We start from the raw sequence: 15131 nt of genomic DNA, 5'->3' as shown, positions 1-15131 counted from the left end.
CCAAAGTGGTTTGGAGTCTGTTTCTTAACCAGTATAGGCATGGCAAACATGTCAACTAATAACAGGAAGATGATGATGAAAATGAAAAGCCTATCTTTTTTTGTGCTGTCTGCTCTTTCTGTATCTGCGTTCGCAGATACAACGATTGATAAAATGTTTAGCGATGGAACTGTTAAAGGAGAATTGCGGTTATTTGATTTTACGCGTGATTATGATGGCGCAACGAATAAAAAACATGATACGTCATTAGGTGGGCTGTTTTATTATAATACTGCTAAAGTTAACGGAATTAGTTTTGGTACTAGTTTTGCCTCTGCTAATCCTATTTGGACTAATGATTCTGATAGTGTTTATGGTTTGGTTGCTCGAGATGAAAATGGCGACCATGATAGTGTCAATCGATTACAAGAATATTTTATTCAAGGTGATTGGTGGAATACTAAATTTAAACTTGGAGCTCAAGAATTAAGAACTCCGATGATGAATCCTCACGATATTAGAGCCATTCCAAGAACCTTTCGTGGTTTTTCTGTTGAAAATAATAGCGTAAATAATCTCACTCTTTCCGCATTGTATATTACGGATTCAATGGGATGGTCTGATAACAGCTTCATATCGGTTAAAGAAGCTGTACAAAGTGAGCTAGCCAGAGCGGGTGTGATTACTGAGGTGGCAGATAACCCTGTTTATGCTCTGGGTGCTAAATATCAGTTACCTTTCGAAGCGGTCAAAACCGAGGTTAATCTTTGGCATTACCGCATGGAAGATGTTTTTAATCAAACCTATGCAAAAGTAAAATTTTCCACTGACATCAGTGCAGTTAATTTTTATCTCACTCCATCTTACTTAACTCAGAAAGCAACGGGTGATGAAACTGGCGGCCCACTAGACACATATCAATATGGTTTCCATCTCGGTGCCAAGTTTGCTGGTGCTGATATCACTTATCTATATGCTAAAACTGGTGATGACACTGTGCTCTGAAGGATCCCCTCATAAATCAGCCATAGCATAGCCATATTTGAGCAACTGATTGGCGAATAATACCCAGGCCGCCAGCAATTCTTTCTCCGTGATTTGATAATCAGGCCGCCTGAGTACCTCCAATCCCAAGCGAATCGTTGAGAGTACCGTTCGATGCCCAATGGTATTGGCCTGAAAATGCTTATCCCAGCCCTGTTGCTGTGCGTGTAAACCAACTGGCCACAACAGGCATTGAACCATCAACGCTATCAGTAGGATGATGTCGAATCGCTCTGGACTGTTGGTACGACTTTGGCGTAAGCCAAAGCCGTATGCCGGGCTTTTGAGGTCACGAAAGGTTTCCTCTATTTGCATACGTTTGGCGTACAGGTTTACCAGCTGCTTTGGGCTCCGAGATTCTGGTGGTAAATTGCTGGCTAACACCCAAGGCTCTTTCGCCGATGTTGAGTACGTTTTTGCCGATGGATGGTGGCAATTAGTCCTCGTTGAACGCTGATTTGTACGCCCCTTAGGTTTGCTACGATAAAGCGTGAGATGGCAATTGATAGGGTTAGTTTTGGTCAAGGTCTTACAACCCAGGCTCTTCGCTTGACCGTTGGCCAAGTCATGTGTACTGCGAACTGCACGCCAATTTTCAGCGCCAATATCTGCAAATTGAACTGTACCGCGAATACGGCTTAGCCAAAACCAACCATGCGCCTCAACCTCTTTGTACCAAGGCACTTTGAACCCCGCGTCAGTCACGATGAGAGGGGTAACATGCAAAGGTAAAATCTTGGCTAAGTCCGCTAAAAAACCGTTGTGGGAGGCCTTAGAGCATTGTTCTGATAGGGGATAGGACTTCTCATACAGGGTAATAGAGCGGCCGTTGAAGGCTATTGAGGCGCGCAGAGCCATGATGCGTTTATGCTCTCGGATGTCTGACCAATCGACGAGCACAATCGGCATAGGGTTACCAGAACAGATGAGGCTGGCATGCCATTGGTAGACAGCTAACCGTTCTTGATGCAGATGCGTGTTGCCGAGCAAACGATCAATGCGCTTGATGTTGTGCTTGGTTCGGGCCGTGGTTGGTAAATTTCGACCTAACTCAGTCAAGGTCAGTGTCTTACATTCAATCAGCGCCTTAGAGGCCAGCATCAAGCTGTTTAATCGTTTTAGGTGAAGTTCTGGGCAGTATTGGTGTAAAGAATGTAGTAGGATATTGGCTTCGCGCATCTTGTTGTCCAAGTGTAGTTTTTGGCGAAACCATTTGATCATGCAACAAGATGCGCTTCCACCCTAATTTGATGATTTATTTGTAAATCATCAGGGGATTCTTCAGCACTGTGCTCACTCCATGGGGAGATGAAAAAGTGGTTATTCAACAGGTATATCAATCTGCGCGTGCTGATGAAGAAGTCAATGCATTAAAACTAGCCTATGATTTTGAGAAACTGGGCCTTAATGGATTAGAGGCCTATGCATATTATGGTCAATATGATGTGCCAGAAAATGCTGGTAGTGATTTTAGCGAAATGAACTATTCAATTAGTTATAAATTCTCTGGAGCACTTTCCGGTTTAGGGTTAAAAGCTCGTTATGCCACTATTGATTTTGATCAAGGTGAGAATTTCAATGATGTTCGGTTCTATATTAACTATAAATTTACTTTAGGTCATTAGTACTGAAAACTGCTCCCCTGCAACTTTTTAAGGGTATACCATTTTTTTGGGTATACCTATTTTTTCTTGTGAAATGAATTTTAAATTACTTTTTAATTAGATAATTAAAATTAGAGTATTTATCTATTAAATGGTGAGTTTGAAAATAGTCTGAAGTTGCTTATTAAATAAGGTTAGTTTTTCCATAAATTAAATATTTTGTGAAGTACTGCAAAGATGTTGCTAATACCTCTTTTTATGTATTGTCATATGTCATACATTTAATTGTCGATTGATTGGGTGTTCTTAAGTCAACGCAGCGGTTTTTAGCTTCTAAATACACGTAAAAAATCTGGGCACGAATAGACCCAGCACCATTGTGAGTGCAATACCACTCGCAATGAGGGCAAAGGAGTATCAAATGAGTAATAAATCGAAAGAAATTGATCAATACACAGCGAGTGTGCTTCAAAACGGGATCTCTCGAAGAAGTTTTCTGACTCGGGCGGCAATGGGCAGTGGTGGTTTAGCTTTTGCCTCTTTAGGAATGGGGTCTGCCAGTGCTGCACCACTGCAAGTGGGTGCTGAATGTGCCGAGATTGGCGGTGCTGCCTTAAGTTTTTTACCTAAACCTAAACCGATCGCAGATAAAGATATCGCAACGACTCAAACCTTTGACGTTGTTGTTGTTGGTGCCGGAGCTTCTGGTGTTCCTGCGGCATTATCTGCCAGAGAAAATGGCGCCACAGTTGCCTGTTTACAGAAACAAGCCATTCCTGTTTCACAGGGAAACACTGGTGCTGGTATTGATCTGAAAAACAGTGATAAAGCGGCTATTGAGGCGTTAGTAAGCCGTTTGATGGCTGATAATGCTCACCGCTCGCATCCTGGTTTATTAAGACAATGGGCTTACAACTCCGGTGAAGCAGTCACTTGGGTGATTGATCGAATGAAACAAAGTGGTGGCCAAGTGGTCGATCAGGGTACCAAGGTACAACATGGTATTCGTGGTATTGCGGACCAATCTGATCGTTTAAATTTTGTGACCTCATTCTGTGGCCCTAAACCCTACACAACCGGTGATGGTATTCGTGCACTGGCAAAAACAGCGGAAAAGGCAGGTGTAAAATTCTTCTTTAACACTCCTGCACAACAACTGATCCAAGACGAATCAGGCAAAGTGATCGGTGTTATTGCTCAAACTCGTGATGGTAAGTACCACAAATACATGGCGAAGAAAGGGGTCATCCTGTCTTCTGGTGATTACCAAAATAACAAGGCCATGTGTGATTTCTTTATTCCAGATTTGAAAAACTTTGAACGCAAACAAATGGACCGTACGGGTGATGGCTTTGCCATGGCGTATTGGGCCGGTGGGGTTATTGAACCTGTTGGTCATACCAAAATGTTGCATGACTTCGACGCGGGCCCTGCTTCAATGTGCGATATGCCTTTCTTAGCCGTTAACCGTAAAGGCGAACGCTTCGTTAATGAAACAGTTGAAATGTCATTAATGAATAACTACCTGAAAGATGAGTATAACGCGGGACATTACTCTCAGGTATTTGATTCGGATTACATGACACAAGCGAAGGATTGGCCTGGTCATCTTTATTCTCCAGAGGAGCTTAAGGTTTATATGCCTGAAGTGCCCGGCGAGAAAAAAGGTGTATTCCCTTCTTTGACCAATACCTACGCCGCCAACACCTTAGAAGAATTAGCTGTGAAGCTAGAATGTGATCCCAAAACCTTTGTTGCAAGCGTGAATCGTTACAACGAATTGTGCAAAAAAGGTAAAGACGAAGATTTTGGTAAACCAGCCAGCAAAATGGTTCCAGTGCTTAAACCGCCGTTTTACGGCATTCATCGTCGTATGAGAATTTCAACCTTATGTTCAGGAATTCTGGTGAACGAAAATCATCAAGTACTGGATGCGGATGGTAAAGAAATTCCTGGCCTGTTTATTGTCGGCAACTTGGGTGCGGGCTTCTATGGTGGTGTTGATTACCCATTAACAGTATTCGGTCTGTCTCTGGGACGTTGCTACACCTTTGGCTACTTAGCGGGCAAATACGTCGCGAAACTTTAAACGCCAAATTATCAATAGCGGCTGCTTTTAGTTGGCATCCAGTGACATGAATGATGGAATTTAAAAATGAAAAATCTCACAATTATTTTGGCTCTTGTCTTGGGCATTTTCGCAGCAAGTGCGATAGCAAAAGACAATGTTCTACTCGATCAAACCCATGCTGCAAAAGGGATTAAATGTAACAGTTGCCATGGAGCAGGAGAGCGCCAAGCTGTGCCTATGCTTAAGTGTGTGCAATGCCATAACACTGAAAAGCTGGCGCTAAAAACTGAAAACCTGAAACCGACTAACCCCCATAACAACCGTCACTTTGCTACCGAGACGGATTGTGCTAAGTGTCACCACGTACACCAAAAGTCAGAAAATTTATGTGTAAGTTGTCACCCAAGGTTTGATTTGGTTACTCCCTAGAACCTTATCAGCATTAACTTGATATAAAGTATTGCAAATCGAAAATGCCAGTTAATGCTAACTGGCATTTCTTTTGGTCGGGTTTCACGACTTTATGCCTGAGTAACCATTTTTTAATCGCCTTTCCAATGGGTTATTTTCGTACCTACATCATCATCTTCAACGGTTAAGGTATTTATTTTTATGTTTGTTTTATTAAGCCAGTGAGTGGTTTCTACAAAAATAACTATACATATATGTTTTTTCATATATATTAAATTCCATATGTAATTTTATCTACCTTTGGACTAAACCATGCAACCTGTCGCATTTTTTAAGGCGCTTGCCGATGAAACTCGGTTGAAATGTCTGCTGCTGATCCAGCGGGAAGGGGAATTATGCGTGTGTGAACTGATGGCTGCGCTGTCTGAAAGTCAGCCCAAGGTTTCGCGCCACTTGGCTCAGTTAAAAAAAGCCCGGCTGTTAGTCGATCGACGTCAAGGACAATGGGTGTTTTATCGGATTAATACTGAGATCGCGCCTTGGTGCCAGCAGGTACTTGCCCAAACCTGTGATGATAACGACATCTTTTTGCAGGAGAACCTGCGTAATCTCTGTCAAATGGGTGGGCGGCCTGAGCGAGCAAAAGCGTGTTGTTAATATAGCTTTTGAAACGTACTGGATTGGAGTTTGTCATGGCGGCTATAGAACAATATGTGGAGCTAACCCCCGATTTTAACGTGCTTTTTTTGTGCACACATAATGCTTGTCGGAGCATTTTAGCGGAGGCTATTGCTCGGCAACTGGCATTGGGGTTGCCACTGACTTTTATGAGTGCTGGCAGCGCTCCGTCGGGCAAGGTCCATCCTATGACCCTGAAACATCTTCAGCTACAGGGGTATTCAACCGCAGGCCTTCACAGTAAAAGTTGGGAGGCGTTAGCTGACTTCTCGCCGGATCTGGTTATCACCGTTTGTGATAGTGCAGCGGGCGAAACTTGCCCTTTATGGCTAGGAAATACCCCGAAATTGCACTGGGGATTACCCGATCCAAGCCAGCTGAACGTTGAAGATCAGGATGTCTTATTTTTTAAAATAATCAGATTGTTAGAGGGACGGATAGGTGCTTTGCTGCGTGTTGATTTAAAGGCCGAGCCTAGGGTTTTATCGGCAGCATTACAGCAAATTGTACTTGCCCACCCGTTAGTCGATTAAGAGGTTTATATGGGAATTTTTGAGCGTTATTTAAGTGTTTGGGTCGGGCTGAGCATTATTGCTGGGGTTGTGTTGGGGAATGTTGTCCCCGGTGTATTTGCTGCTGTAGCCGCGCTTGAATATGCCCATGTTAATTTAGTCATCGCCCTGTTTATCTGGGTAATGATTTATCCCATGATGGTGCAGATTGATTTTTCTGCGGTGAAAGATGTTGGCAAAGCGCCGAAGGGATTGATGTTAACGCTTTTCATCAACTGGCTCGTTAAACCTTTTACTATGGCATTGTTAGGCTGGTTATTTTTCAAGTTGCTATTTGCCGACTGGGTTGATCCACAAACCGCCAGTGAATATATCGCGGGAATGATATTACTCGGTGTGGCGCCTTGTACTGCAATGGTGTTTGTGTGGAGTCAACTGACGAAAGGTGACCCGAACTATACGCTAGTGCAAGTCTCTGTTAACGATATCATTATGGTGTTTTTATTTGCGCCACTCTCGGCATTATTACTCGGTGTGAGCGATATTCAAGTGCCATGGGAAACTCTGTTACTTTCGGTTGTCCTCTATGTGTTATTGCCTTTGATTGCGGGTGTTGCGACTCGAAAACGCCTTGAGACGCGCCATGATACGAGTGCTGTGCCGCTGTTACTGGCTAAACTCAAACCTTGGTCTGTGATTGGGCTACTCGCGACGGTTGTGCTGTTATTTGGTTTTCAAGCGAAGACCATTGTGAGTCAACCACAGAATATTCTACTCATAGCTATCCCTTTGATTATTCAAAGCTATGGCATTTTTATCTTGGCCTATTGGCTAGCCTTAAAACTAAAACTTACCCATGCGATTGCGGCACCAGCGAGCATGATTGGCTCTTCTAACTTTTTTGAGCTGGCGGTCGCTGTGGCTATTTCATTATTTGGTCTGCACTCGGGAGCGGCTCTCGCGACTGTGGTTGGGGTATTAGTTGAGGTGCCTGTGATGTTGTCGCTGGTGTATTTTGCGAATCGCACTCGGCACTGGTTTCAATCTTAATAAATCGCAGGGTGTAGGTCTGCATTGTTTTAAGGAGCGCTATGTTCCAAATATTTACTGATTTTGCGACTTGGCTAGTGTTTGGCGTGTTTGGCCTCGATGCTGGTTCGGCCTTGGGCGACGCAGTGCATTTTTTTGTTGAAGATGTCAGTAAAATTTTCGTATTGCTGGTGGTGATGATTTATGTGATCGCCCTGCTGCGGGCGTCCTTAGATGTTGAGCGAGTCCGCAATTATTTAGCGGGCAAGAATAAGGGCATGGGTTATTTGCTGGGGTCGATTTTTGGCGCCATCACGCCTTTTTGTTCTTGCTCTAGCATACCAGTGTTTTTAGGTTTTACCTCGGCGGGTATTCCCCTTGGGATTACTATGGCCTTTTTGATCACTTCACCTTTGATCAATGAAGTCGCTGTCCTATTACTCATGAGTTTACTCGGTTGGAAATTTACCTTGCTCTATGTGGCTGTGGGGATGGCAGTGGGTATGCTCGGCGGATTATTGCTAGATGCGATGAAGGCTGAGCGTTGGTTGCAATCCTTCGCCGCCGAAGCCCTCGTTCGTGGGCGTCAGATGACAGCATCAAATGCTGTTTCAACGACTCAGCGAGCCCTCTCTTTTTCTGAACGTCACCAATTTGCCAAAGCTGAGGCGATTGATATTTTTGGCCGCGTCTGGAAGTGGGTCATTATCGGCGTAGGTCTTGGCGCTGCCCTGCACGGTTTTGTACCTGAGGGTTGGGTTGAAACCCACTTAGGTCAAGGCCAATGGTGGTCAGTGCCCGCGGCTGTATTAATCGGCATTCCCCTTTATTCGAATGCGACAGGCATTATTCCTGTCATGGAAAGCTTGCTAGCAAACGGTCTGCCAATTGGCACTACGCTAGCATTTTGTATGAGCACTGTGGCAGCCAGTTTCCCCGAATTTATTTTACTCAAACAAGTTATGCAGTGGCGCCTGTTGGCGCTGCTGTTGATTGTGCTATTAACGGCATTTACGTTAGTAGGTTGGATGTTTAATTTTGCAGCACCGTATCTTTAAGGAAATAACATGAAACAAGTCAAAGTATTAGGTAGTGGTTGCGCTAAATGTAGTAAAACCGCTGAAATGATTGCGGATATATCTGAAGAAATGGGTATAGATGTGATTGTGAAAAAGGATGCCGATCCGCAAACCCTATTGAAATTTAACGTAATGAAAACCCCAGCGGTTGTGATCGATGGTGAGTTAATCCACAGCGGCTCAGTACCGACCCGAGATGAAATTGAAGGATGGCTAAGGGAGTAAATTAGTAGCCATTATCATTGAGCAAGACTTGCTTTTGGCCTAGCAATAATCGTCGTTAACAAGATGCGCCATTGTCATCCAATAGGGTTGGCAATGGTGATGTTATCGATTAAGTAAAAAGTCCGTCTTATTCATAACATATTAAAAATTAATAATATAAAACTCACAATCAGCATATTGGAATATCAGCATGGCAATCAAAATCGGCATTAATGGCTTCGGCCGTATGGGGCGTTTAGCCCTGCGCGCGGCATGGGAATGGGATGAGGTGGAGTTTGTGCAGATTAACGATCCCGCGGGGGATGCGGCCACCTTAGCCCATTTGCTTGAGTTTGATTCTGTCCATGGCCGCTGGTGTTATCCCGTGACAGCGAATGCCGATGCGATCCAGATCCAAGATAAAGCCATTCGCACCACACGTAATAAAACGATTGCCGAGACCGATTGGTCTGGATGCGATGTAGTGATTGAAGCCTCTGGGGTGATGAAAACCAAAGCCTTATTACAAGCCTATTTAGATCAAGGTGTTAAGCGGGTTGTAGTCACTGCGCCAGTCAAAGAGGAAGGAGTGTTAAATGTGGTGATGGGGGTGAATCACCAGTTGTACGATCCGGCTATTCATCCGATTGTGACCGCGGCTTCCTGTACCACCAACTGCCTTGCGCCTGTGGTTAAAGTGATCCACGAGCAGATCGGCATCAAGCACGGTTCTATGACTACGATCCACGATATTACTAACACCCAAACCATTCTCGATGCGCCACATAAAGATTTACGCCGCGCCCGCGCCTGTGGTTTGAGTTTAATCCCCACCACTACTGGCAGCGCGACGGCGATTACCCATATTTTCCCCGAGCTTAAGGGCAAGCTAAATGGCCACGCCGTGCGGGTACCACTGGCTAATGCCTCGCTGACGGATTGTGTATTTGAGCTTGAACGCAGCGTGACCGAAGAAGAAGTGAATGCGCTGCTACAAACCGCCGCTGAGGGGGAGCTTAAGGGGATTTTAGGCTATGAAGAGCTGCCGCTGGTGTCGGTGGATTACAAAACCGATCCGCGATCGAGCATTGTCGATGCGCTCTCGACCATGGTGGTGAATGGTACTCAGCTAAAACTCTACGTGTGGTACGACAATGAATGGGGATATGCCAACCGCACCGCCGAGCTTGCCCGTTTAGTCGGTCAGCTTGATGTGCCACGTTAGGAGAGCATAGTGCCTGCTGCCAAGCTATTTGAACAACTGATGCAATTGCCCGCCGCCGTGCGGCAATATTTGCTGATCACCTTCAATTATTGGAGTTTTACCTTAACCGACGGCGCGCTGCGGATGTTGGTGGTGCTGCATTTTCACGATCTCGGTTATACGCCATTCGCGATTGCGATGTTGTTCTTGTTCTATGAGATTTTTGGCGTAGTGACTAATCTGCTTGGCGGCTATCTCGGTGCGCGTTTAGGGTTAAATCGCACCATGAACCTAGGTCTTGGGATGCAGGTGTTGGCATTAGGAATGTTATTGGTACCTGCCGCCAGTTTACCGCTGTGGCTCGCGGGCGTGCCTTGGGTGATGGCGGCGCAGGCGCTTTCTGGAGTTGCTAAAGATCTCAATAAGATGAGTGCTAAAAGCGCGATCAAACTGCTAGTACCAAAAGGCGAGCAGGGCAAGCTTTATAAGTGGGTTGCCTTGTTAACGGGTTCTAAAAATGCCCTCAAGGGCGCGGGATTTTTCCTCGGTGGTGTTTTGCTTGCCTTACTTGGATTTGAGCTGGCGATCGCCACTATGGCGAGTATGCTCGGACTCGTATGGCTACTTAGCTTAGTGATGCTGAAGAAGGATTTAGGTAAAGCCAAGAATAAGCCTAAATTTACGGAGATTTTCTCTAAGAGTCGCAGTGTGAACATTCTCTCGGCGGCACGATTATTCCTGTTTGCCGCCAGGGATGTGTGGTTTGTGGTGGCGCTGCCTGTGTATCTAGCGAGTAAATTTGGCTGGGATCATTGGGCGGTGGGCGGCTTTTTAGCTGTGTGGGTTATCGGCTACGGTATAGTACAAACCTTGGCGCCTAAGATCACTGGGAATCACCAACACCAAAGCTTAGCCGTCGGTGCTGTACCCGATGGTCGCAGCGCGTTAATTTGGGCCAGTATCTTGGCCTTTATCCCAGCATTGATTGCCAGCGCGATACAGTTCAGTTTTTACCCTGAAGCCAGTTTGTTGCTGGGCTTAATGCTATTTGGTGCTCTGTTTGCGGTGAACTCGTCGCTGCACAGTTATTTGATTGTGAGTTATGCCAGCGAGGAGGCGGTATCCCTCGATGTTGGATTTTATTATATGGCCAACGCTATGGGGCGTTTGGTGGGAACCGTGCTTTCTGGCTGGGTGTATCAGAGTCATGGGCTGGTGGCCTGCTTATGGATGTCGACAGCCTTTATCGCGACTACGGCCTTGATTTCTATTAAGTTGCCTCGACAATCGAAGGAATAATAAGATGTTAATCTGGCGAAAGCACTTCAAGGGGAAGAGTTCGATTGGCTTAGTCTGTATTGTTTCGCTACTTGCAGCCTTTGTTGCGCCACTCTGTGCATCGGTTTCCCCAACGTTAAGTCCCAAAGAGGCCGACATGCCCAATCTCGCTTCAACATCCATTCGAGATTGGAAAAATCCAGCCTACATCACCCAAGCTTTCGATGAGATAGCCCTTAAAAATGAATACGATAAAGATAAGCACCGAGTACGAAAATGGCATAAACCCGTGCGCGTCTTTGTTGAGCACCAAGTTGGCGACAATGTGCTGCATGCGCAATTGGTGCAGATGCATCTAAGTCATCTTGCGCAAATCACGGGTCACAGTATTTTGCAGGTAGATAAGCTCGAAGAGGCTAATTTACATTTAGTCTTTACCCGCCAATCCCAATGGGCCGATGAGGTGATGCGCCTCATGGGCGCGAGTGCAGCCAGTAATATTCATGGCTCTGTTTGTATGGGTAAATTTGCCCTCAACTCTCAGAATGAGATTGAGCGCGCCTGGGTAATTATTCCTGTGGATCAGGCAAAAATGCATGGTAAGTTAGTGGCTTGTATCGTCGAAGAAATCACTCAAGTACTTGGGTTACCCAATGATTCTGAAAAAGTATTTCCGTCCATCTTTAACGATAAAACCCCGCAGGACTTACTCACTGGGCTCGATTATATTTTGCTGAAATTACTCTACAGTCGCCAGATTAACGCGGGGATGACGGCAAAAGAAGTGCAACCCATCATTCAAGAGCAACTCGTTCAATGGCAGCGTGATGGCACCTTAATCAATGCCGATAAAACCGTGCGCCAAGGTGAGTTGTACCCGCTATTAGGTTATTGATGCTTGAGTGTTACGGCAAAAGTTGACATTGCTCGCATGCGACTAATTATTGCTTTTTGTTTTAGGAATAAGGGCATAGTCTAGCTTTATACGAGGTAATCACGTTGGAGGCACACCATGCGGATGACACTGCAGTTTTTAGGGGCGACAGAGGAAGTGACCGGCTCATGCCATTTGCTCTCGGTCGATCATGAACACTTATTACTCGATTGTGGTTTAATCCAAGGTGGTAAAGCGGATGAATTGCGTAACCATGAGCCCTTCACCTTCGATCCTGAGTCTATTTCCGCAGTTGTACTCAGCCATGCCCATATCGACCATTCAGGGCGTTTACCACTCTTAGTCAAAGCGGGTTTTGATGGGCCAATCTATACCCATAAAGCCACAGCAGATCTGTGCGCGATCATGCTTAAAGATGCGGCAATGCTGCAGGTGCGCGACACTGAAAGAACCAATAAAAAGCGTGCTAAACATGATCTTGACCCCCTAGAGCCACTATTCACCGTCGAAGATGCCGAACAGGCCATTAGTCAATTTGTGTCGCTGGAATACGGCCAAGTGACTCAGGTTATTCCCCATGTGGATATTTGCCTCTCAGATGCGGGGCATATTTTAGGTTCTGCCTTAGTCGAGTTATGGTTAGGCGAAGGTAAGTCCCAGAAGAAAATCGTCTTTAGTGGTGATCTTGGCCGGGCGGGTATGCCGATATTACGTAATCCCACCTTAGTCGACACCGCAGATTTAGTGTTAATGGAAAGCACCTACGGCGATCGTTTCCACCGAAGCTGGACTGATACTCTGGCCGAATTAAAGGCGATTTTTGCTAAGGCAGTCACCGAGAGCCGCGGTAATATTCTTTTGCCAGCCTTCTCAGTAGGGCGAGCGCAGGAGCTTTTATATCTATTTCATTTATATGCTAAAGATTGGGATTTATCTCGCTGGAAAGTCTGCCTCGATAGTCCAATGGCGATTGAGGCAACACGGGTATATGTTAATAACTATCCGTTAATGGATGATGATTTTAAGCGTTTTACTCGCCAGCATCCGGGGCAACATCCCTTATTATCGAATGTCGAATTTATTCAAACTACTGAAGAGTCTATCGCATTAAACGATGTGCATCAGGGCTTGATCATTATTGCGGGTAGCGGCATGTGTAATGGTGGCCGTATCCGTAGTCATTTGGAACATAATCTGTGGCGGCCAGAATGTGATGTGATTATCTGTGGTTTCCAAGCGCTTGGCACGCCTGGACGAGCCTTGGTCGATGGCGCTGAGGAGCTCACTATCCATGGTAATAGCGTCAAAGTTGCCGCCAAGTTACATACCGTCGGAGGCTTATCGGCCCATGCGGATCAGGCAGAGTTGCTACGTTGGTATCGGCACTTTGAAGATCAACCACCTTTAGTGCTAGTGCATGGCGAGGCCCAAGCACAACAGGGATTAGTGACCGTCATGAATCAAGATCCGAAAACTAAACCTAAGGCACTGGCTATTGCCACCCGTGGCGATAAGTTGGATTTGAACGCCTTACCCAAACTGATGTGGATAACAACTTAAGCGATAGGCCACAGCCCGAAGAGGGCTGTGGCAAAATGACTTGATTAGTCCGAGTTATTATCAAACTCTGTATCGTCGAATAACTCTAAGCTTGGATCGATACTAGGCACATCTTTAAATAGGCGAGTGAAGTGACGTTGCACCCCTTTCAGATCGATACCTGCCAATCCTGAGGCGAAACCAAACCAAGCATACAAGCCGCTAAAGTTGTCGAACATGGGCGGTAAATATTTTGGCGGCGTAATTATACCTTCTTGGCAGGCTTGATAGAGAACGGGAATATCCTCAATGGCGAGTTTGCCCAAAAACAGCATAGGGATAAGTTCGGGTAAACCCGATGTGATGGCGCTGCGGATAAAGTTGATGTTCTCAACATAACCACGCACATAGGAAATATCTTTGGTAAAAAAGCTGCCGCCTTCGACCATACCGCCACGAAACACCCTTTGTGTGACTCGATAACTATCCTTAGCGCTAAGATTTAACTCTCTAAAATAGTTAAATACTTCAATAAAGTTGGCCCCATTTTCCGCCATATCTACCGCTGCGACACGGTCGCTAATACGGCGGGCACGGCCTGGGTTTGAGCTTAGGGTGAGCATTTCGAGTAATACAGCAAGCCCTTCTTGGGTGGCAGCTACGCGGGGTGAGCCGACGCTGAGCCAAGTAGCATGGGGTTGAGCCCGACCATTCAGGGTGGTGCCCACATGCACCCAACCTTCATGAACTTCGTACACATTGAGATCTGACTCGCTGAACATGGCCTTACTATTGAGTTTGACCGTATCGCCCCCCACTGCGGCGTCAGACACAATCCCGTCACTCAAACGCACCCGCATATCATCGCTATGGAAGTATTTTTCCAATCGCTGGCTCAGCACATTCACGGCTTCGGGGGCACTGATGATTTTAGGGTGATGCTTATTCATATGCCGCGCAGCGGGCAATGAGAAGATATAACTGAGTTTATCGCCCAATTGACGTAGAGTGTGGCGATCGCCATGTAATCTGTGGCTGGCGCTGCCGTAGAGTTCTTGGCTAAGCTGACCAAAGACAGGGGTCCCTCGATGACCCAGCATATCGACCACCAGACGATACTGGTCTACGTTAGCGACTAATATCTTGCCCAGCTTGTCTTTTTTGCCTAAACGTCGATGAATGTCTTGTTTGAGCGAAAGTAATTCAGCCTGTGTTTTTACGGGATCGAAGGGCAGAGCAATTTTTTGATAAAAATCCTGTGTAATTGCTGGCAGAACCGTGCCTTTACTAGAAAGAAAACGCTCCTCCATTTCCCGCGGCCATTTGATGGCGTCTAAAATCTTGATCGGGGTTTGAATGCGGATCAGCTCATCGGAAAAGCGACGTAAATCTTCTTGGTACTGGGCTAATGACTCTGACATTCCCGAAATCCTGTTGCTACTTAGGCGCTAAAATTAGTTCAATCATAGCGGTAAAGTCGTTGTTTTTATAGGTTTCTTACCCAGAACAATTAAATCTTGTCGATTAAGTATCTTATCTGCTATCGATTTAGTGAATCATTTTGGTGCAATATGAATTGTTTTAGCCTGAAAATGGCGAATATT

General features: G+C 45.6%; 16 protein-coding genes. 13 read left to right on the top strand and 3 right to left on the bottom strand.

Annotated elements, in window-relative coordinates; translation table 11 throughout:
* The first annotated feature begins 48 nt into the window (after positions 1-48).
* Positions 49-984, top strand: a complete 936-nt coding sequence (locus FJD32_RS20115) for an OprD family outer membrane porin (RefSeq protein ID WP_226871828.1) — start codon at positions 49-51, stop codon at positions 982-984.
* A gap of 9 nt (positions 985-993) precedes the next feature.
* Here the strand turns inward: FJD32_RS20115 and FJD32_RS20110 are convergent, their stop codons facing one another.
* Entirely contained in the window at positions 994-2202 is a 1209-nt protein-coding gene (locus FJD32_RS20110) for an IS4-like element IS10A family transposase (protein WP_205403058.1), read from the bottom strand.
* 110 nt (positions 2203-2312) lie between these two features.
* On the opposite strand from FJD32_RS20110, the gene FJD32_RS20105 reads away from it, so the two are divergent.
* From FJD32_RS20105 to FJD32_RS20095, 3 genes are all read left to right on the top strand, one after another.
* Positions 2313-2648, top strand: a complete 336-nt coding sequence (locus FJD32_RS20105; protein WP_240199974.1) for an OprD family outer membrane porin — start codon at positions 2313-2315, stop codon at positions 2646-2648.
* Between the two features lie 400 nt (positions 2649-3048).
* Entirely contained in the window at positions 3049-4716 is a 1668-nt protein-coding gene (locus tag FJD32_RS20100; protein WP_037413985.1) for an FAD-binding protein, read from the top strand.
* A gap of 66 nt (positions 4717-4782) precedes the next feature.
* A complete protein-coding gene (locus FJD32_RS20095) occupies positions 4783-5127 on the top strand; it encodes a cytochrome c3 family protein (protein WP_140907782.1) in 345 nt (114 codons plus the stop codon).
* A gap of 113 nt (positions 5128-5240) precedes the next feature.
* Here the strand turns inward: FJD32_RS20095 and FJD32_RS25280 are convergent, their stop codons facing one another.
* A complete protein-coding gene (locus FJD32_RS25280) occupies positions 5241-5375 on the bottom strand; it encodes a hypothetical protein (RefSeq protein WP_258195922.1) in 135 nt (44 codons plus the stop codon).
* A gap of 46 nt (positions 5376-5421) precedes the next feature.
* Here FJD32_RS25280 and FJD32_RS20090 point away from each other — a divergent pair, with 46 nt between their 5' ends.
* The 9 genes from FJD32_RS20090 to FJD32_RS20050 all read left to right on the top strand — a co-directional run bounded on the left by FJD32_RS20090 (position 5422) and on the right by FJD32_RS20050 (position 13548).
* A complete protein-coding gene (locus FJD32_RS20090) occupies positions 5422-5766 on the top strand; it encodes a metalloregulator ArsR/SmtB family transcription factor (protein WP_037413988.1) in 345 nt (114 codons plus the stop codon).
* 35 nt (positions 5767-5801) lie between these two features.
* The gene (locus FJD32_RS20085; RefSeq protein ID WP_088586191.1) at positions 5802-6320 is read left to right on the top strand and encodes an arsenate reductase ArsC; all 519 of its coding nucleotides are present in this window, start codon (positions 5802-5804) and stop codon (positions 6318-6320) included.
* 9 nt (positions 6321-6329) lie between these two features.
* On the top strand, positions 6330-7349 hold the full coding sequence (gene arsB, locus FJD32_RS20080) for an ACR3 family arsenite efflux transporter (RefSeq protein WP_088586190.1): 1020 nt from the start codon (positions 6330-6332) through the stop codon (positions 7347-7349).
* Between the two features lie 41 nt (positions 7350-7390).
* Positions 7391-8386 (top strand): permease, encoded by a 996-nt coding sequence (locus FJD32_RS20075; protein ID WP_088586189.1) that lies wholly within the window; start codon positions 7391-7393, stop codon positions 8384-8386.
* 9 nt (positions 8387-8395) lie between these two features.
* A complete protein-coding gene (locus FJD32_RS20070) occupies positions 8396-8632 on the top strand; it encodes a thioredoxin family protein (protein WP_037413994.1) in 237 nt (78 codons plus the stop codon).
* 190 nt (positions 8633-8822) lie between these two features.
* On the top strand, positions 8823-9836 hold the full coding sequence (locus FJD32_RS20065) for an ArsJ-associated glyceraldehyde-3-phosphate dehydrogenase (protein WP_088586188.1): 1014 nt from the start codon (positions 8823-8825) through the stop codon (positions 9834-9836).
* 9 nt (positions 9837-9845) lie between these two features.
* A complete protein-coding gene (gene arsJ / locus FJD32_RS20060) occupies positions 9846-11114 on the top strand; it encodes an organoarsenical effux MFS transporter ArsJ (RefSeq protein WP_088586187.1) in 1269 nt (422 codons plus the stop codon).
* A 136-nt stretch (positions 11115-11250) separates the two neighbouring features.
* Positions 11251-11988 carry a DUF2927 domain-containing protein gene (locus FJD32_RS20055; protein ID WP_226871922.1) on the top strand — a complete coding sequence of 246 codons (738 nt, stop codon included), beginning with the start codon at positions 11251-11253 and terminating at the stop codon, positions 11986-11988.
* Between the two features lie 117 nt (positions 11989-12105).
* Complete coding sequence (locus tag FJD32_RS20050; protein ID WP_088586185.1) at positions 12106-13548, top strand: MBL fold metallo-hydrolase; 1443 nt, start codon at positions 12106-12108, stop codon at positions 13546-13548.
* Between the two features lie 44 nt (positions 13549-13592).
* Here FJD32_RS20050 and FJD32_RS20045 read toward each other — a convergent pair whose 3' ends face one another.
* Positions 13593-14948, bottom strand: coding sequence for a flavohemoglobin expression-modulating QEGLA motif protein (locus FJD32_RS20045; RefSeq protein ID WP_069453686.1), 1356 nt, complete (start codon positions 14946-14948; stop codon positions 13593-13595).
* Between the last annotated feature and the right edge of the window lie 183 nt (positions 14949-15131).

Source organism: Shewanella sp. LC6 (assembly GCF_006385735.2).
Taxonomy (GTDB): domain Bacteria; phylum Pseudomonadota; class Gammaproteobacteria; order Enterobacterales; family Shewanellaceae; genus Shewanella; species Shewanella xiamenensis.
The sequence above is the reverse complement of the archived record's forward strand: the minus strand, read 5'-3'. Positions and strand labels throughout refer to the sequence as shown.